Source organism: Streptomyces sp. ADI96-02 (assembly GCF_003846185.1).
GTDB lineage: Bacteria > Actinomycetota > Actinomycetes > Streptomycetales > Streptomycetaceae > Streptomyces.
The window spans coordinates 825,591-842,938 of record NZ_ML123034.1 but is presented as its reverse complement, the minus strand read 5'-3'; the positions used below and the strand labels follow the sequence as shown (position 1 = coordinate 842,938).

Below are 17,348 nucleotides of genomic sequence, written 5' to 3'. Positions count from 1 at the left end.
CCGAGCGGTCGGCTCGTGGTCTACTGCGTCTACGGGGGGCGGCGCCGTCCGCCCCCGGCAGCCGACCCGACGCAGAGAAGTGAACCGCCCGACGTGCGCCTGAACGACCTCGACGAACGCATCGTCCACGCCCTCGCCGAAGACGCCCGGCGCTCCTACGCCGACATCGGCGCCCTCATCGGACTCTCCGCCCCCGCCGTGAAGCGCCGGGTCGACCGGCTGCGCGCGGAGGGGGCGATCACGGGCTTCACCGTACGGGTCGACCCGGCGGCGCTCGGCTGGGAGACCGAGGGCTTCATCGAGATCTACTGCAGCCGCAACACCTCGCCGGACGCGATCAAGCAGGGCCTCGCCCGCTATCCGGAGATCGCCTCGGCCTCCACGGTGACGGGCGAGGCGGACGCCGTCGTGCAGGTCTTCGCCGCCGACATGCGCCACTTCGAGCAGGTCCTGGAACGCATCGCGGGCGAGCCGTACGTGGAGCGGACGAAGTCCGTGCTCGTCCTGTCCCCGCTGCTGCGCAGGTACGCGGCGGGCGCGCCCCGGGCCTGAGCCGCGCACCACCTGCCTGACCTGCGGCGATGGCCTGCGCAATGAATCGCCGCGCAGGCCGCCGGGCACGCAACGAATCGACGGTGGACGCGCAACGCTCGCGCCTTGTCCGGGCGGAACGCGGCCACGTACCGTCGATACGTCTCCCCCCGCCCGCACCGCCCCGAGGTCAGCCATGCCGCCGTTGCGCACCGCCCTGCTCCAGAGCTCCGGACGGCCCGGCGCCGTCGCCGAGAACCTGAAGGCGCTCGACGAGGCCGCCGCCCGCGCCGCCGCCGCGGGCGCCCGGTTGCTGGTCTCGCCCGAGCTGTTCCTGAGCGGGTACGCCATCGGCGACGCCGTCCCCGAACTGGCCGAGCCGGCCGACGGACCCGGTGCGCGGGCCGTCGCCGGGATCGCGGCGCACCACGGGCTCGCCGTCCTGTACGGCTACCCGGAGCGCGACGGCGAGCGGATCTTCAACGCCGCCCAGCTCATCGGCCCCGACGGCGCGCCGCTGGCCAACTACCGCAAGACACACCTCTTCGGCTGCTTCGAGCAGAAGTGGTTCACCCCGGGCTCCGAACCCGTCGTGCAGGCCCGGCTGGACGGGCTCACGCTCGGCCTCCTCATCTGCTACGACGTGGAGTTCCCGGAGAACGTCCGGGCGCACGCCCTGGCCGGCACCGACCTGCTGCTGGTGCCCACCGCGCAGATGCACCCCTTCCAGTTCGTCGCCGAATCCGTCGTGCCGGTACGGGCCTTCGAGAGCCAGATGTACGTGGCCTACGTCAACCGCACCGGCCAGGAAGGGGAGTTCGAGTTCGTCGGGCTGAGCTGCCTGGCCGGCCCGGACGGCGCCGTGCGCACCCGCGCCGGCCGCGGCGAGGAACTGCTCGTCGGGGACGTGGACCCCGCGCTCCTGGACGCCTCGCGCGCCGCCAACCCCTATCTGCGCGACCGCCGGCCGGGCCTCTACGGCTCCCCGGCCTGAGCCCGCCCCGCCGCCTCCACCCCGTACCGCCCGCAAGGAGTCCGCAGCCCATGACGTCCACGGTGCCCAACGCCGTCCAGCACACCGACGCGGCCCCGCCGATCACCATGTTCGGCCCGGACTTCCCGTACGCGTACGACGACTTCCTCGCCCACCCGGCCGGACTCGGCCAGATACCGGCCACCGAGCACGGCAGCGAGGTCGCGGTCATCGGCGGCGGGCTCTCCGGCCTCATCGCCGCGTACGAGCTGATGAAGATGGGACTCAAGCCCGTCGTCTACGAGGCCGACCGGATCGGCGGCCGGCTGCGCACGGTCGGTTTCGACGGCTGCGACCCCTCGCTGACCGCCGAGATGGGAGCGATGCGCTTCCCGCCGTCCTCCACGGCGCTCCAGCACTACATCGACCTCGTGGGCCTCGAAACCCGGCCCTTCCCCAACCCGCTCTCCCCGGCCACCCCCTCGACCGTCGTCGACCTGAAGGGCGAGTCGCACTACGCCCGGACCATCGACGACCTGCCGCAGGTCTACCGCGACGTGGCGGACGCCTGGGCCTCCTGCCTGGAGGAGGGCGCCGACTTCTCCGACATGAACCGGGCCCTGCGCGAGCGCGACGTACCGCGCATCCGGGAGATCTGGTCCTCCCTGGTCGAACGGCTCGACAACCAGACCTTCTACGGCTTCCTCTGCGCCTCCGACGCCTTCCGCTCCTTCCGGCACCGCGAGATCTTCGGCCAGGTCGGCTTCGGCACCGGCGGCTGGGACACCGACTTCCCCAACTCCATCCTGGAGATCCTGCGCGTCGTCTACACCGAGGCCGACGACCACCACCGGGGCATCGTCGGCGGCAGCCAGCAGCTCCCGCTGCGCCTGTGGGACCGCGAACCGCGCAAGATCGTCCACTGGCCGCTCGGCACCTCGCTGTCCTCCCTGCACGGCGGCGAGCCCCGCCCCGCCGTGACCCGGCTGACCCGTACCGCCGGCAACCGCATCACCGTCACCGACGCCACCGGCGACATCCGCACCTTCCGGGCCGCGGTCTTCACCGGCCAGTCCTGGCTGCTGCTCTCCAAGATCGACTGCGACGACGCGCTCTTCCCGATCGACCACTGGACGGCGATGGAGCGCACCCACTACATGGAGTCCTCCAAGCTCTTCGTCCCCGTCGACCGGCCCTTCTGGCTCGACAAGGACGCGGCCACCGGCCGCGACACCCTGTCGATGACGCTCACCGACCGGATGACCCGGGGGACGTACCTGCTGGACGACGGGCCGGACCGGCCCGCCGTCATCTGCCTCTCGTACACCTGGTGCGACGACAGCCTCAAGTGGCTGCCGCTCTCCCCGAAGGAGCGCATGGACGTCATGCTCAAGTCGCTGGGCGAGATCTATCCGAACGTCGACATCCGCAGCCACGTCATCGGCAACCCGGTGACGGTCTCCTGGGAGAACGAGCCCTGGTTCATGGGCGCGTTCAAGGCGAACCTGCCCGGCCACTACCGCTACCAGCGGCGGCTGTTCACCCACTTCATGCAGGACCGGCTGCCCGCCGACAAACGCGGTCTGTTCCTGGCGGGCGACGACATCTCCTGGACCGCCGGCTGGGCCGAGGGCGCCGTGCAGACGGCGCTCAACGCGGTCTGGGGCGTCATGCACCAGTTCGGCGGTGCCACCGACCCGACCAACCCCGGCCCCGGAGACGTCTTCGACGACATCGCGCCGGTCGAACTGCCCGAGGACTGACCCGAGGGCCGAACCGGGCCGCGGACTCCGCGAACCCGCGGCGAGCGGGACGCCGACGCGTACCTCAGGGCTTCTCCGGTGCGGAGCCCTCGTCGTACGCGGAGGTGCCCGAGTCCAACAGGGGCTCCTGGGTCTTGAGATGGGCCGGGGCGAACGCGCGCAGCACGTGGTAGCCCGTGATCACGACGATCGTGCCGAGCGCGATGCCGCTCAGCTCGAAGGTGTCGCTGAACTTCAGGCTGACGCCGCCGACGCCGATGATGATGCCCGCGGCGGCCGGGACGAGGTTCAGCGGATTGCGCAGGTCCACGCGGGCGTTCAGCCATATCTGCGCGCCCAGCAGACCGATCATCCCGTACAGGATCACGGTGATGCCGCCGAGCACGCCGCCCGGGATGGCCGCCACGACCGCGCCGAACTTCGGGCAGAGGCCGAACAGCAGGGCGAAGCAGGCCGCCGCCCAGTACGCGGCGGTCGAGTACACCCGGGTCGCGGCCATCACGCCGATGTTCTCGGAGTACGTCGTGTTGGGCGGGCCGCCCACCGCGGTGGAGAGCATCGACGCCGCGCCGTCCGCCGCGATGGCGGTGCCCAGCTTGTCGTCGAGGGAGTCGCCGGTCATCTCGCCGACCGCCTTCACATGCCCGGCGTTCTCCGCGACCAGCGCGATCACCACGGGCAGGGCGACCAGGATCGCCGACCACTCGAAGCTCGGCGCGTGGAACGAGGGCAGCCCGATCCAGTCGGCCGCGCCGACCCCCGACAGATCCAACCGCCAGTGGTCGACCGCCTCCGCGCCGCCGGCCGGGGAGTGGATCTTCCCGAACACCAGGTCCAGGACCCAGGACAGGGCGTAGCCGAAGACCAGGCCCAGGAAGATCGCGATCCGGGAGAAGAAGCCGCGCAGACAGACCACGGCCAGCCCGGTGAACAGCATCACGGCCAGTGCCGTCCACTGGTCCTGCGGCCAGTACGTCGACGCCGTCACCGGGGCCAGGTTGAAACCGATCAGCATGACCACCGCGCCGGTCACCACCGGCGGCATCGCCGCGTGGATGATCCGCGCGCCGAACCGCTGCACCGCGAGCCCGACCAGGAACAGCGCCACGCCGACCACCAGCACCGCGCCGGTGACGGTCGCGCTGGTGCCGCCGCCGCGCGGATGGTCGCCGCCACACCGACGAAGGAGAGCGAGCAGCCCAGATAGCTGGGCACCCGGCCCTTGGTCGCCAGCAGGAAGATGGCCGTCGCGACACCGGACATCATGATCGCGAGGTTCGGGTCGAGGCCCATCAGCACCGGGGCGACGAACGAGGCCCCGAACATCGCCACCACGTGCTGCGCGCCGAGGCCGAACGTCCGGGGCCAGGAGAGCCGCTCGTCCGGCCGCACCACCGCTCCCGGCGCCGGGGTCTTCCCGTCGCCGTGCAAGGTCCAGCGCACGCCGAGGCTCATGGTTGCTCCCTGAAGGTCCGAGCGGTGCGCCGGCCGGTCTGCGATCCGGTGTTCGGTGTTCACCTGCGGAAAAGATCAGCGCCATGGTAGTGCCGCCTCCCGCGGGGGCCGCGCGGAGGTCCCGCGCCACCGCCCGGCCGCCCGGATCAGCCCCGCGCGGGGCTCTTCGCCGCAGCGGCCCCGCCGGCCGACGCGGAGGCGGCCCGGCGATCGCCCGCCCGCAGCACACCCGCGCCCAGCACCAGGCCGAACGCCAGGACGGTCACCACGCCGAAGGAGACCACCAGCGAGGTCGCCTCCGCCAGTGAGCCGATCGCGGACGGGGCGATCAGGCCGGAGGTGTACGTGATGGTGGCGACGCCCGCGATGGCCTGGCTCGGGTTCGGCCCGCCGCGCCCGGCCGCGGCGAACGCCAGCGGGACCACGACCGCGACCCCGAGGCCCAGCAGCCCGAAGCCGCACATCGCGGCGGCCGGGGCCGGCGCGGTCACCACGAGCAGTCCGCCGGCGGTGGCCAGCACGCCGCCCGTCCGGACGGTGCGTACCGCGCCGAACCGGTCGACGATCCGGTCGCCGGCGATCCGGGCCACCGCCATCATGAGGGCGAAGGCCGTGGTGGACGCCGCCGCGAGTCCGTCGGAGCCGTCCAGGACGTCCCGCAGGTAGACCGCCGACCAGTCCAGGCTCGCCCCCTCGGCGAAGACCGCGCAGAATCCCACGGCCCCGATGACCAGGGCCGACCTCGGCGGCAGGGTGAAGCGCGGCGGCGGTTCCTCGTCCGGCCCGCGGCGCGGGTCGAGCACGTTCCGGCAGGCGGCCAGGCCCAGCACCGTGAGCATCAGCGCGGCCACGGAGTGGTGCAGCCGGGCGTCCGTGCCGAGGTGGGCGGCGACGGTGCCGGCCGCCGAACCGGTCAGAGCGCCCACGCTCCACATGCCGTGCAGACCCGACATGATCGACTTGTCGAGGCGGTTCTCCACCTCGACGCCGAGGGCGTTCATCGCCACGTCCGACATGCCGGCGGTCGCGCCGTAGACGAACAGCGCCGCGCACAGGGCCGGCAGGTTCGGCGCGAGCGCCGGCAGGACCAGGGCGAGCGTCCACAGCGCGAGCAGCCCGCGCAGGGCGGTCCGCGCCCCGAAGCGGTGGCTGATCCGGCCGGCCAGCGGCATCGCGACGGACGCCCCGATCGCCGGGAAGGCGAGCGCCAGGCCCAACTGGCCCGCGCTCACCCCGGCATGGTCCTGGATCCAGGGGACCCGGGTGGCGAAACTGCCCGTCACCGCCCCGTGCACCGTGAAGACCGAGGCGATGGCGAACCGGGCGCGCCTCACCTGTTCCGTACCGCCGACGGCGGCGTCCGCGTGCTGCGTCATGCGTCGTGCCCTCCCCTGGACCGTCCGGGCCGCCGGCACTCCCCGGACGGTCCGCTCCACGATGCGTCGCGTAAACTGTCAGGAACCCTGCCTGATAAATAGCTCGCAGGATCGGACCGGGCCGGAGGCGGGCGGACGATCTGGAAGGATCCCGCTATGCCCGCATCACCGAGCACGGCTCGGGCCATCAACGACCGGATCGCGCTGCGACTGCTCCTGCACGACGGCCCGTTGACCGCCACCCAGCTCAAGACCCGGACCGGACTGTCGCGTCCCACGATCGCCGACCTCGTCGAGCGGCTCCAGGGCGCCGGGCTGATCCGGGTCGTCGGGGAGTCCGGAGCCGCCCGCCGCGGCCCCAACGCCCGGCTGTACGGGATCGTCGCCGACCGCGCCCACCTCGCGGCGCTCGACGTGCGCACCGGAGGCGTCTCGGTGGTCGTCACCGACCTGCTGGGCGCCACGCTCGCCGAGGACACCCTGCCGATGGGCAGGGGCACCGGCACCGGGCCGGCCGTCGAACGCGCCGCCGCGCTCCTGGAGCGCACCGCGCGCACGGCGGGGCCCGTCCCGCTGCACAGCGTCGGCATCGGCGCGCCCGGCCTGATCGACCCGGTCACCGGCGAACTCCGCGACAGCTCGGCCCTGCCCGCCTGGCACCGGGGCCTGGTGCGGGTGCTCCAGCAGCGGCTGCCGGCGACCGTGCTGGTGGAGAACGAGACCAATCTGGCCGCCGTCGCCGAGCACCGGGCCGGGGCCGCCCGGGACCGCGAGACCTTCGTCCTGCTCTGGCTCGGCCACGGCATCGGCGCCGCCGTGATGCTGGACGGCAAGCTGCGCCGGGGAGCCTCCGGAGGCGCGGGGGAGATCGGCTTCCTGCCGGTGCCGGGCGTGCGCGGACTGCCCTCCGCCGTCAACTGCGAGGGCGGGTTCCAGTCGCTGGCCGGCTCCGCCGCCATCGGCGGCCTCGCCGTCCGCCACGGCCTCCCGCTGCCGCCGACGGGGGCCGAAGGCCGGGAGGAGGCGACCGCCGTCGCCGCCGTACGCGCCGCGCTGGCGGCGGGGGAGCGGGGCGAACCGTTCCTGGGCGAACTGGCCGACCGGCTCGCCGTCGGGGCCGCGGCCGTCGTCTCCGTCCTGGACCCCGGCTGCGTCCTGCTGGCCGGGGCCGTCGGCCACGCGGGCGGCGCGCCGCTGGCGGCCCGCGTCGAGGAGCGGCTGGCCGCGATGTCCCCGCTGCGCACCGAGGTGCGGGCCGGGGCGCTCGGCGACGGCGCGGTGCTGCGCGGGGCGCTGATCGCCGCCCGGGACGCCGCGCAGGAGGCGCTGTTCACCGCCGCCGGCTGAGCTCCGCCCGGCGGCCCGCGCGTGGTCCCTCGCTCAGACCGGACGCTGGAGGCGCCCGGCGAGGAACTGGTCGAACGTCGTGGTCCCCACCGCGTGTCGCGGGCTCAGCTGGCCGCCGCGCCGGAACCCGGCGTACGCCTGGCCCGCCAGCCGGACCGGCACGATCCGCCGCTTGCGCCCGGTGGCCCGCAGGTAGGCCCCGGCCAGCTCCGCCAGCTCCCGGACCTCGGGGCCGCCCATGTCCGGCACCCGGCCCGCCGGACCCTGGAGCGCCAGGTCCGCCAGCCGGTCCGCCACCTCGCCGCTGTCGACGGGCTGGAGCGACACTCCGGCGGGCACCGGCAGCACGGGCAGCTTCGCCGCGCCGGTGACCAGCCGCAGGACCAGGTCGTGGAACTGCGTGGTGCGCTGGATCGTCCAGCCCGTCCCGGAGTCCTCGACCATGCGCTCGACCCGGTGCTTGAGCTTGTAGTAGCCGAGCGGCACGCGGTCCACGCCCACGATCGAGATGTAGACCAGATGGGGGACGCCGGCCCGGCGGGCGGCCTCGATGAGGAACCCCGCCGCCCGGTCGTCCCCGCCCCGGACGGTGGACGCGCAGTGCACGATCACGTCCACGCCCTCGACCGCCGCGTCCAGCCCCTTGCCGTCCCGCAGATCGACGGCGTACGAAGGGGAGCGGCGGCTCAGCCCGCGGACGTCCGCTCCTCGGGAGCGCAGCCGGTCGGCGACCTGCGAGCCGAGTGTCCCGGTGGCGCCGGTGACCAGAATCGTCGTCATGGGCCCAGCCTGCCAGAGACGACGCGTGCGGCCGGGGAACACGGTCCGGCGCGCGGAAGCCCGGCGGTGGGCGGGGGCGATCCGCTCACCGCCGGGCGGTCGGGAGGAGGTCAGCAGGCGCCGAGGTCCTTCCAGGCGCTCCACTGCCCGGTCGATCCGGGGGTCTCGCCCTTCGTCCACCACTGGGCCTTCCACTGCCGGCCGCCGTGGCTGACGGTGGAGCCGCCGCCGTACTCGGTGGCGGCGTTCCAGGCGGCGGGGCAGGCGCCGCCCGGCCGCGTCGGCGTCGGGGTGGGCGTCGGCCCGGTCGGCGTCGGGGTGGGCGTCGGCGTCGGGCCCGTTCCGGTGCCGGGCTCGACGGTTTTCGTGCCGCGGGCCAGGTCGCCGGCGAGGGAGTAGGACCTGCCCCCGAAGGCCACGGTCCAGTTGGAGGGCGTGGAGGTGGGCAGGTAGTAGACGAAGTCCAGCTCCACCGAGGCGCCGGGGGCCAGGGTCTGCCAGGCCGGCAGCTTCAGCGAGACACGGTGGTAGTCGCCCCTCAGACCGCCGATGTTGCCGGCCGCCGTGTGGTCGCTGCGGATGACCGTCGTGCCGAAGCCGGACTGGTCCTTGGCGTTGGCCGGAGCGGAGGTGGCGTAGTCGAACTGGAACTCGGTGCCGCCGGGCAGGGTGGCCTGCGTCCGGTTGGTGATCCTCAGCTTGGGGCTGATCGGGTAGTTGGAGTCGCCGAGCGGGAACCGGTCGAAGGAGACGTCGATGTCCACCGCCTCGGTGGGCAGGGCGATCGTGGAGCGCTTCGCGCCGTACGGGGTCGACGCCTTGAAGACGTCGTACATCGCGGTGGTCAGCGTGGAGCCGGTCTCGTACTGGCCCTTCGCCGCGTTCCAGGCGTAGTCGCCCGCCAGCTCCCAGATCATCGTGCCGCCGATGCCCTTGTCCACGACGTAGGCGGCCTTGGCCTTCACCGACTGCTCGTCCTCGGTGGAGAGGAACACCTTCTTCTGCGCGTTCCACAGCCACGGGGCGACCAGCGTGGAGTCGTACCTGCGGACGTACGTACCGGTCAGCCGGGTGCTCGCGGGGAATCCGTAGTCGCTCACGTAGTCGCCGACGATGCCCTTCTCCAGGTTCTTCGCGTGCCACATCGGGTTGGAACCGGCGGGCGATTCCTTCCCGTCGGCGTCCTTGTCGTGCCAGAGGTTGTCGATCCCGACCGCGCCGTCGCCGCACGTGGTCAGACCCGCGCCGGCCGGGCAGTCGGTGGTGGCCGCCCTGCCCCACAGTCCGTCGGTTCCGCCCTGCACGTTCTTGAAGCCGCGGGTGTAGTACGGCAGGCCGATGTTGATCCGGCCCGCCGGCATCGAGCCGCGGAAGTAGTGGTAGGCCCAGTCGGTGTTGAGGTAGCCGGTGCCGCCGTACTGGGAGGTCGAGTAGACGCCCGCCTGAGCCAGTTCGGCGTCCTTGCCGTCGTCGAAGAGCGAGGCGTTGGGGCCGACGTACTCGTTCCAGGCGCCGTGCAGGTCGTAGGACATGATGTTGACGTAGTCCAGGTACTTCTGGACCTGGAAGGTCTCCATGCCGCGCAGCAGGTAGCCGGAGGAGGGGGCGGCCACGGTCAGCAGGTAGTGCCTGCCGTCGGCGGCGCCCGCGCGGTCCAGCTTCTCGCGGAGCGTCTTCATCAGGGCGGAGTAGCCCTTGACGAGGCCGGCGCGGCGGCCGTTGGAGAGCGTGTGGTCGAGCGGGTTGCCCGCGTCCTTCATCGTCGTCGGGTACTCGTAGTCGATGTCGACGCCGTTGAAGCCGTACTTCTTGACGAAGGCGACGGTGGAGTCGGCGAAGGTGTCGATGCCCGCCTGGTTGACCGAGCCGTCCGCGTTGGTGGCCATGGCGTAGAAGCCGCCGGAGTCGACCCGCTTGCCGTCCGGGCCGAAGTAGCCGCCGGTCTCGGCCCAGCCGCCCACCGAGACCAGGGTCTTCACGTTCGGGTGCTGCTTCTTGAACGTGCTGAGCAGGTTGAAGTGCCCCTTGTAGGGGAGCTGCGGGTCCATCTCGGCGCCCGCGACGCCCGGCCAGGTCATGCCGGTGGAGGCGTTGTCCGCGCCGTCGGGGCCGACGGAGATCCTGTTCGCGCCGTCGACGTGCGCGAAGGCGTAGTTCAGGTGCGTGACCTTGTCCCACGGGATGTCGGGGACCAGGTAGGCGTCCTTGCCGTCCTTGCCGGTACGCCAGTTCGTGAAGTACCCGATGACACGCCGCTGGTGGTCCGCGCCCATCTTCTCGCGCCCGTCGGTGTCGTAGACGGAGCAGTAGGGGACGTCGACGCCGGGCGTCCGGTAGAGCCCGTCGGGACGGCAGGACTCCTGGTCGGCGGCGGCCGACGGGGTGGCGGCGAGCGAGCTCATCAGCAGGCCGGCGACGGCGCCGACGGCGGCGAGCAGGGTGGCTCTCGCCCGAGTGGGGGACAGCATGGGGACGTTCCTCCTGGGGAGGTCGGCGGAACACAACGGCGAACGGAGGTGGGTCGCGTCGGGGTCCCGGTGTGCGCACACCGCCGGACCGGACCTCGGAGGTGACGCAGAGATTAAGAGGACTAGACCAGTGCGTCAATAGGTCTGGACCTTTAAGAGGCAACTTTCCCGCGCCGGGAACGGGCCGGGTATCGTGTGATCCAGCCCACAGCGGCTCACTCGCATGGCCGTCGAGCGGGCGTGGCAGACTTGTGGGGTACCAGTAGCAGCGCACTCCGGGGTCGGTGCAATTCCGAACCGGCGGTTATAGTCCGCGACCCGTCCGCAGCCAGCGGCCGGTTGACCAGGTGGGATTCCTGGACCGACGGTTAAAGTCCGGATGGGAGGCAGTGCGCGGCGGGTCGTCATCGGTACGCCGCCGTCGTTCTCGGCGGACGCAGGGCCGGAGCTCCGACGCTTCGGCGCGTCCGCGGTGATGCGTCCGACCGTCGGCGTTCGCGTGGGTGACCCGTTTCTTCTGTCGACATCGACAGGCCCCGGAGTCCGTGCCCGAAGAGGCAGGAGGACCCGGTGGCCACCGCAGCCGACATCACCGCCATGAGCCGAGCCGTCGCGCTCGCAGCCCGCGGTCTCGGCTCCACCAGCCCCAACCCGGTCGTCGGATGCGTCATCACCGACGCCGCCGGCGAACCGGTCGGCGAAGGCTTCCACCAGCGCGCCGGAGGACCGCACGCCGAGATCCACGCCCTGCGCGCGGCGGGCGGACGGGCCCGCGGCGGCACCGCCTACGTCACCCTCGAACCCTGCGCCCACACCGGCCGCACCGGCCCGTGCGCGCAGGCCCTCCTGGACGCGGGGATCAGCCGCGTCGTGTACGCGGTCGGCGACCCGGACCCCCGGGCCGCCGGCGGTGCGGACACGCTGCGCCGGGCCGGGGTCCAGGTCGAGCAGGGCCTCCTCGCCGAGGAGGCCGAGGCAGGCAACGCCGCCTGGCTGACCTCCGTGCGCCTGGGGCGTCCGTACGTCCTGTGGAAGTACGCCGCCACCCTCGACGGCCGGATCGCCGCCGCCGACGCCACCAGCCGCTGGATCACCTCGCCCGAGGCCCGCGCCGACGTCCACCGGCTGCGCGCCGAGGCCGACGCCGTCCTCGTCGGCTCCGGCACCGCCCGCGCCGACGACCCCCACCTGGGCGTACGCGGCATCGACGGCGCGACCCAGCCGCTGCGGGTCGTCCTCGACACGAACGCCGCGGCCGTCACCCCCGGCGCACGCGTCCTGGACGCCTCCGCGCCCACCCTGGTCGCGGTCGCCGAGGACGCCCCGGCCGGCCACCTCCCCGAGGCGGTCGTCCTGCGCCTGCCCCGCGCCGCCACCGGCCCCGGCCTGGACGTCGGAGCGCTCCTCGCCGCCCTGCACGCACGCGGCGTGCGCTCGGTGCTCCTGGAGGGCGGGCCCACCCTCGCCGGCGCGTTCGTCGCCGCCGGAGCGGTCGACAAGGTCGTCGGCTACCTCGCGCCCGTCCTGCTCGGCGCAGGCCCCGCGGCCCTCGCCGACGCCGGAATCCCCACCCTCTCCGAGGCGCTGCGCCTCGACCTGACCGAGGCCGTCCGCATCGGCCCCGACCTGCGCGTCACCGCCGTCCCCGCCCCTGCTCGGAAGGGAAACTGAGTGTTCACCGGAATCGTCGAAGAACTGGGTGAGGTCACCGCCGTCGAGCGCCTGGAGGACGCCTCCCGCTTCCGGCTGCGCGGCCCCGTCGTCACCGAGGGCGCCAAGCACGGCGACTCCATCGCGGTGAACGGCGTCTGCCTGACGGTCGTGGAGACCGGCGAGGGCCACTTCACCGCCGACGTCATGGCGGAGACCCTGAACCGCTCCAGCCTCGGCGCGCTGACCACCGGATCCCGCGTCAACCTGGAGCGCCCCATGGCGCTCGGCGGGCGGCTCGGCGGGCACATCGTCCAGGGCCACGTCGACGGCACCGGCACCATCGTCGAGCGGCGGCCCTCGGAGAACTGGGAGATCGTCAAGGTGTTCCTGCCGCTCGAGCTGACCCGGTACGTCGTCGAGAAGGGCTCCATCACCGTCGACGGCGTCAGCCTCACCGTCGTCGACGCCGGAACCGACCACTTCACCGTCAGCCTCATCCCCACCACCCTCGCCCTGACCACGCTCGGCCACAAGCGGCCCGGCGACCCGGTCAACCTGGAGGTGGACGTCATCGCCAAGTACGTCGAACGGCTGCTCGGCGACCGGACCGGACAGGACCCGCGATGAACGCCGCGCACTGGCTGAACTCCGAGGCGTTCACCGTCTTCGGCCAGCACATCAAATGGTCGGACATGATCGGCAACACCGTCGGCCTGATCGCCCTCGCCCTCGGCTGGCGGCGCTCGATCTGGACCTGGCCCGCCCAACTGCTGTCCGGCGTGATCCTCCTGGTCGCCTTCGCCTCCGCCCACCTCTCCGGCAGCGCGGGCAAACAGCTCGTCGTCATCGTCGTCGCCCTGTGGGGCTGGTGGTCCTGGAACCGGGGCAGGCGGCAGGCGCAGGACGGCTCCATCGCCGTCCGCTTCGCCACCTGGCGCGAGCGCGGCGTCCTGATCGGCGCCGCCGCGCTCGGCACCCTGGCCGTCGGCGGACTGTTCACCGCGTTCCCGTCGCTGTCCTGGGACCCGTGGCCGGACGCGTACATCTTCGTCGGCACCGTCGTCGCGATGTACGCCCAGGCCCGGGGCATGGTCGAGTTCTGGTTCGCCTGGCTCCTGGTCGACCTGGTCGGCGTCCCGCTGAACTTCGCCAACGGCTTCGCCTTCTCCGGCTTCGTCTACGTCATTTACGGCGCGCTCGTCCTGTGGGGCATGCGCGACTGGTGGCTGCGCACGCGGACACCCGCTCTGGAAGGAGCCACGGCATGAACGCACCGCCCACCTGGCCGCCCGCCGGCCACGACCCGCTCGAACCGGCCCTCGTCCTGGACCCCGTCGAACAGGCCGTGCGCGACATCGCCGCCGGCCGGCCCGTCGTCGTCGTGGACGACGAGGACCGCGAGAACGAGGGCGACCTCGTCATCGCCGCCGAGAAGGCGACCCCGGAGATCGTCGCGTTCATGATGAGCGAGTGCCGCGGCCTGATCTGCGCCCCGATGGAGAGCGACGAGCTCGACCGCCTCGAACTCCCGCAGATGGTCGAGCACAACACCGAGTCGATGAGGACCGCCTTCACCGTCTCCGTCGACGCCTCCGCCGCGCACGGCGTCACCACCGGCATCTCGGCCGCCGACCGCGCCACCACCCTGCGGATGCTCGCGGGCGGCACGGCCGGCCCCGCCGACTTCGTCCGCCCCGGCCACGTCTTCCCGCTGCGCGCCCGCGCCGGCGGGGTCCTGGTCCGCAACGGCCACACCGAGGCCGCCGTCGACCTCGCCCGGCTCGCCGGACTGCGCCCCGCCGGGGCCATCGTCGAGATCGCGGGCGAGGACGGCGTCATGCTCCGGCTGCCCGAGCTGGTCCCGTTCGCCCGCAAGCACGGCCTGACGATCATCTCCATCGAGGACCTGATCGCCTACCGCCGCGGCAGCGAGCCGACCGTCCGCCGCGAGGCCGCCACCCGGTTGCCCACCGCCTTCGGCGCCTTCACCGCGTACGGCTACCGCTCCACCGTCGACGGCGTCGAACACGTCGCCCTCGTCCACGGCGACCTCGGCGACGGCGAGGACGTCCTGGTCCGCATCCACTCCGAATGCCTGACCGGCGACGTCTTCCAGTCCCAGCGCTGCGACTGCGGCCCCCAACTGCACGCCTCCATGCGCCGCATCACCGAACAGGGCCGCGGCGTCGTCGTCTACCTCCGCGGCCACGAGGGGCGCGGCATCGGCCTGCTCTCCAAGCTCCGCGCCTACGAGCTCCAGGAACGCGGCGTGGACACCCTCGACGCCAACCTGGAACTCGGCCTGCCCGCCGACGCCCGTGACTACGCGGTCGGCGCGCGGATCCTGGACGACCTCGGCGTGCGCAGCCTGCGCCTGATGACCAACAACCCGGACAAGACCGCGGCCGTCCTGCGCCACGGCCTCGCCGTCACCGGCCGGGAGCCCATGCCCGTCCAGGCCGGCGAGCACAACCTGCGCTACCTGCGGACCAAGCGCGACCGGATGGGCCACGACCTGCCCTGGCTGGACGCCGCCCCGGCGTCGACCTGCGCCAACCAGTAACCCACCACCACCGGACCACGACCCCGGCGACGAGCAACAGGAGAGACATGAGCGGCAAGGGTGCACCCGAACTGTCCGTACGCAACTGCGGAGACCTGCGGGTCGCCGTGATCGCGGCCCAGTGGCACGAGAAGGTCATGGACGGACTCGTCGACGGAGCCCTGCGCGCCCTGCACGAGCTGGGCATCGACGAGCCGACCCTGCTGCGGGTCCCCGGCAGCTTCGAGCTGCCGGTCGTCGCCAAGGTGCTCGCCGGACGCGGCTACGACGCGATCGTGGCGCTCGGCGTGGTCATCCGGGGCGGCACGCCCCACTTCGAGTACGTGTCCCAGGGCGTCACCCTCGGCCTCACCCAGGTCACCGTCGACACCGGCGTCCCCGTCGGCTTCGGCGTACTGACCTGCGACACCGAGGAGCAGGCACTCGACCGGGCCGGCCTCGAAGGCTCCCACGAGGACAAGGGCCACGAAGCGGTCACCGCCGCGGTCGCCACCGCGGCCACGCTGCGCACCGTCAACGAACCCTGGCGCTGAGCGCGGGTCGGCGACCCCGTATTCTAGGGACCATCATGGCGAACAAAACCTTCGAAGAGCTCTTCGCCGAGCTCCAGCTCAAGGCCGCCGAAGGCGACCCCTCCACCTCGCGCACCGCCGAACTGGTCGACAAGGGCGTGCATGCCATCGGCAAGAAGGTCGTCGAGGAGGCCGCCGAGGTCTGGATGGCCGCCGAGTACGAGGGCAAGGAAGCCGCCGCCGAGGAGATCTCGCAGCTGCTGTACCACGTCCAGGTGATGATGGTCGCCCGCGGGATCTCGCTCGACGACGTGTACGCCCATCTCTGAGCCGGCCCCGCGCCCCGCCCGCACACCGGCTCCGCCCCCCACCCCCTCCGACATAAGGAAACCCGACCTCATGCTGCGCATCGCCGTCCCCAACAAGGGTTCACTCTCCGGGCCTGCGATGGCGATGCTCCATGAGGCCGGCTACCAGCAGCGCAAGGAGTCCAAGGAGCTGGTCCTGGTCGACCCGGAGAACGAGGTGGAGTTCTTCTACCTCCGCCCCCGGGACATCGCGATCTACGTCAGCTCCGGCCGGCTGGACATCGGCATCACCGGCCGCGACCTGCTGCTGGACTCCGGCGCGCAGGCGGAGGAGATCCTCCAGCTCGGCTTCGCCCGCTCCACCTTCCGCTACGCCACCAAGCCCGGCACGGCCCACGGCCCGCAGGACTTCGACGGCATGACGATCGCCACCTCCTACGAGGGCATCGTCGCCGCCCACCTCGCCGAGGCAGGGGTCGAGGCGTCGGTCGTCCACCTCGACGGCGCGGTCGAGACCGCCATCGAGCTCGGCGTCGCCCAGGTCATCGCCGACGTGGTCGAGACCGGCACCAGCCTGCGCAACGCCGGACTCGAAGTGATCGGCGAGCCGATCATGACGTCCGAGGCGGTCGTCATCCGGCGAAACGGCGCGCCCGCCGACGACCCCAAGGTGCGCCAGTTCCTCCGCCGCCTCCAGGGCGTCCTGGTCGCCCGCTCCTACGTGATGATGGACTACGACTGCCGCGTCGAGCACCTGGAGCGCGCCGTCGCCCTCACGCCGGGCCTGGAGTCGCCGACCATCTCCCCCCTGCACCACGAGGGCTGGGTCGCCGTCCGCTCCATGGTCGCCGCCAAGGAGGCCCAGCGGATCATGGACGACCTCTACGAGCTCGGGGCCCGCGCCATCCTCACCACGGCCATCCACGCCTGCCGCCTCTGACGGCCCACGGCTCCCGCACCCCGACGACGGAGAAGACCCCGATGTCCGCGCCCAGGACCGAACCGCCCGCCCTCCCGGTCACCTTCCGGCCCACCCTCACCCGGGTGGTCATGCTCAGCGTCGGCGTGGCCATGTTCGCCGTGATCACCGCCATCGCGCTGATACTGGAGCGGCTGAACACGGGGGAGCGGGTCAGCTTCATCTTCGTCGCCGCGCTCTTCCTCGGCGTCCTGGCCCTGCTGAGCAGGCCCCGGGTCACCGCCGACGACAGCGGGGTCACCGTCGTCAACCTCACGCGCACCCGCAGGCTGGCCTGGGAGGAGATCCTCCGCGTCAACCTGCGGGCCGGCGACCCGTGGGTCTTCCTCGACCTCAGCGACGGCACCAGCCTGCCCGCGCTCGGCATCCAGCCCGGAATGGCCAAGCAGCAGGCCATCCGCGACGCCCGCGCGCTCCGCTCCCTCGCCGACTCCCGGGGCTCCCGCGCCGACGACACCGGTGCGGCCGGCTGAGCCCCCGCACCGCCCGGGCCCTTACTCTGGTGGGCGGCGGCGCCCCGTGCGCCCCGCCCCGCACCGAGACGTACGGCCACCAGGCCCGCGGGGACTTCCTGCGACCCAAGGAGTGACTCCCTCCAGCAATGGACGGATCGTCCGGTAGTACCTGCGCCGCCCCTTCC

The 17,348-nt window shown here is 72.7% G+C and carries 15 protein-coding genes, 1 pseudogene and 1 riboswitch; of the genes and pseudogenes, 12 read left to right on the top strand and 4 right to left on the bottom strand.

Annotated elements, in window-relative coordinates; all coding sequences use genetic code 11:
* Positions 1–93: 93 nt before the first annotated feature.
* The 3 genes from EES43_RS03565 (at position 94) to EES43_RS03555 (ending at position 3,267) form a co-directional block, all read left to right on the top strand.
* Positions 94–552 carry an Lrp/AsnC family transcriptional regulator gene (locus EES43_RS03565; protein ID WP_124267314.1) on the top strand — a complete coding sequence of 153 codons (459 nt, stop codon included), beginning with the start codon at positions 94–96 and terminating at the stop codon, positions 550–552.
* A 175-nt stretch (positions 553–727) separates the two neighbouring features.
* Complete coding sequence (locus tag EES43_RS03560) at positions 728–1,525, top strand: carbon-nitrogen hydrolase family protein (protein WP_124267313.1); 798 nt, start codon at positions 728–730, stop codon at positions 1,523–1,525.
* Positions 1,526–1,575: 50 nt separating this feature from the next.
* Positions 1,576–3,267, top strand: coding sequence for a flavin monoamine oxidase family protein (locus EES43_RS03555; protein WP_124267312.1), 1,692 nt, complete (start codon positions 1,576–1,578; stop codon positions 3,265–3,267).
* Between the two features lie 64 nt (positions 3,268–3,331).
* Here EES43_RS03555 and EES43_RS03550 read toward each other — a convergent pair.
* A pseudogene (locus tag EES43_RS03550) lies at positions 3,332–4,593 on the bottom strand (solute carrier family 23 protein).
* Positions 4,594–4,868: 275 nt separating this feature from the next.
* Positions 4,869–6,098, bottom strand: a complete 1,230-nt coding sequence (locus tag EES43_RS03545; RefSeq protein ID WP_124267311.1) for an MFS transporter — start codon at positions 6,096–6,098, stop codon at positions 4,869–4,871.
* A gap of 156 nt (positions 6,099–6,254) precedes the next feature.
* Here EES43_RS03545 and EES43_RS03540 point away from each other — a divergent pair, with 156 nt between their 5' ends.
* On the top strand, positions 6,255–7,445 hold the full coding sequence (locus EES43_RS03540; protein ID WP_124267310.1) for an ROK family transcriptional regulator: 1,191 nt from the start codon (positions 6,255–6,257) through the stop codon (positions 7,443–7,445).
* Between the two features lie 33 nt (positions 7,446–7,478).
* On the opposite strand, the gene EES43_RS03535 is transcribed toward EES43_RS03540, so the two are convergent.
* Both EES43_RS03535 and EES43_RS03530 read right to left on the bottom strand, forming a co-directional pair.
* Positions 7,479–8,225 (bottom strand): SDR family oxidoreductase, encoded by a 747-nt coding sequence (locus EES43_RS03535; RefSeq protein WP_124267309.1) that lies wholly within the window; start codon positions 8,223–8,225, stop codon positions 7,479–7,481.
* A 110-nt stretch (positions 8,226–8,335) separates the two neighbouring features.
* Positions 8,336–10,693: a chitinase C-terminal domain-containing protein gene (locus EES43_RS03530; protein WP_124267308.1), complete on the bottom strand. Its 2,358-nt coding sequence runs from the start codon at positions 10,691–10,693 to the stop codon at positions 8,336–8,338.
* A gap of 266 nt (positions 10,694–10,959) precedes the next feature.
* Positions 10,960–11,090: riboswitch (FMN riboswitch) on the top strand.
* A 173-nt stretch (positions 11,091–11,263) separates the two neighbouring features.
* Between EES43_RS03530 and ribD the strand changes: the two genes are divergently transcribed.
* From ribD to EES43_RS03490, 8 genes are all read left to right on the top strand, one after another.
* Entirely contained in the window at positions 11,264–12,364 is a 1,101-nt protein-coding gene (gene ribD / locus EES43_RS03525) for a bifunctional diaminohydroxyphosphoribosylaminopyrimidine deaminase/5-amino-6-(5-phosphoribosylamino)uracil reductase RibD (RefSeq protein ID WP_124267307.1), read from the top strand.
* Positions 12,365–12,973 carry a riboflavin synthase gene (locus EES43_RS03520; protein WP_124267306.1) on the top strand — a complete coding sequence of 203 codons (609 nt, stop codon included), beginning with the start codon at positions 12,365–12,367 and terminating at the stop codon, positions 12,971–12,973.
* Complete coding sequence (locus EES43_RS03515; protein WP_124267305.1) at positions 12,970–13,614, top strand: nicotinamide mononucleotide transporter family protein; 645 nt, start codon at positions 12,970–12,972, stop codon at positions 13,612–13,614. The genes EES43_RS03520 and EES43_RS03515 overlap by 4 nt, the downstream gene beginning before the upstream one ends.
* Positions 13,611–14,909, top strand: coding sequence for a bifunctional 3,4-dihydroxy-2-butanone-4-phosphate synthase/GTP cyclohydrolase II (locus tag EES43_RS03510; RefSeq protein ID WP_124267304.1), 1,299 nt, complete (start codon positions 13,611–13,613; stop codon positions 14,907–14,909). The genes EES43_RS03515 and EES43_RS03510 overlap by 4 nt, the downstream gene beginning before the upstream one ends.
* 47 nt (positions 14,910–14,956) lie before the next feature.
* The gene (gene ribH / locus EES43_RS03505) at positions 14,957–15,442 is read left to right on the top strand and encodes a 6,7-dimethyl-8-ribityllumazine synthase (protein WP_124267303.1); all 486 of its coding nucleotides are present in this window, start codon (positions 14,957–14,959) and stop codon (positions 15,440–15,442) included.
* Positions 15,443–15,477: 35 nt separating this feature from the next.
* Positions 15,478–15,750, top strand: a complete 273-nt coding sequence (locus EES43_RS03500; RefSeq protein ID WP_018490177.1) for a phosphoribosyl-ATP diphosphatase — start codon at positions 15,478–15,480, stop codon at positions 15,748–15,750.
* Positions 15,751–15,820: 70 nt separating this feature from the next.
* The gene (gene hisG, locus EES43_RS03495) at positions 15,821–16,669 is read left to right on the top strand and encodes an ATP phosphoribosyltransferase (RefSeq protein WP_124267302.1); all 849 of its coding nucleotides are present in this window, start codon (positions 15,821–15,823) and stop codon (positions 16,667–16,669) included.
* Positions 16,670–16,710: 41 nt separating this feature from the next.
* Positions 16,711–17,181, top strand: a complete 471-nt coding sequence (locus tag EES43_RS03490) for a PH domain-containing protein (protein ID WP_124267301.1) — start codon at positions 16,711–16,713, stop codon at positions 17,179–17,181.
* Positions 17,182–17,348: the final 167 nt, after the last annotated feature.

Excerpts from the sequence above, each read along its gene's own strand:
- EES43_RS03560 (WP_124267313.1), top strand. The coding sequence starts at position 728 with ATGCCGCCGTTGCGCACCGCCCTGCTCCAGAGCTCCGGACGGCCCGGC.
- EES43_RS03555 (WP_124267312.1), top strand. The coding sequence starts at position 1,576 with ATGACGTCCACGGTGCCCAACGCCGTCCAGCACACCGACGCGGCCCCG.
- EES43_RS03545 (WP_124267311.1), bottom strand. The coding sequence starts at position 6,098 with ATGACGCAGCACGCGGACGCCGCCGTCGGCGGTACGGAACAGGTGAGG.
- EES43_RS03540 (WP_124267310.1), top strand. The coding sequence starts at position 6,255 with ATGCCCGCATCACCGAGCACGGCTCGGGCCATCAACGACCGGATCGCG.
- EES43_RS03535 (WP_124267309.1), bottom strand. The coding sequence starts at position 8,225 with ATGACGACGATTCTGGTCACCGGCGCCACCGGGACACTCGGCTCGCAG.
- EES43_RS03530 (WP_124267308.1), bottom strand. The coding sequence starts at position 10,693 with ATGCTGTCCCCCACTCGGGCGAGAGCCACCCTGCTCGCCGCCGTCGGC.
- EES43_RS03515 (WP_124267305.1), top strand. The coding sequence starts at position 12,970 with ATGAACGCCGCGCACTGGCTGAACTCCGAGGCGTTCACCGTCTTCGGC.
- EES43_RS03510 (WP_124267304.1), top strand. The coding sequence starts at position 13,611 with ATGAACGCACCGCCCACCTGGCCGCCCGCCGGCCACGACCCGCTCGAA.
- ribH (WP_124267303.1), top strand. The coding sequence starts at position 14,957 with ATGAGCGGCAAGGGTGCACCCGAACTGTCCGTACGCAACTGCGGAGAC.
- EES43_RS03500 (WP_018490177.1), top strand. The coding sequence starts at position 15,478 with ATGGCGAACAAAACCTTCGAAGAGCTCTTCGCCGAGCTCCAGCTCAAG.
- hisG (WP_124267302.1), top strand. The coding sequence starts at position 15,821 with ATGCTGCGCATCGCCGTCCCCAACAAGGGTTCACTCTCCGGGCCTGCG.
- EES43_RS03490 (WP_124267301.1), top strand. The coding sequence starts at position 16,711 with ATGTCCGCGCCCAGGACCGAACCGCCCGCCCTCCCGGTCACCTTCCGG.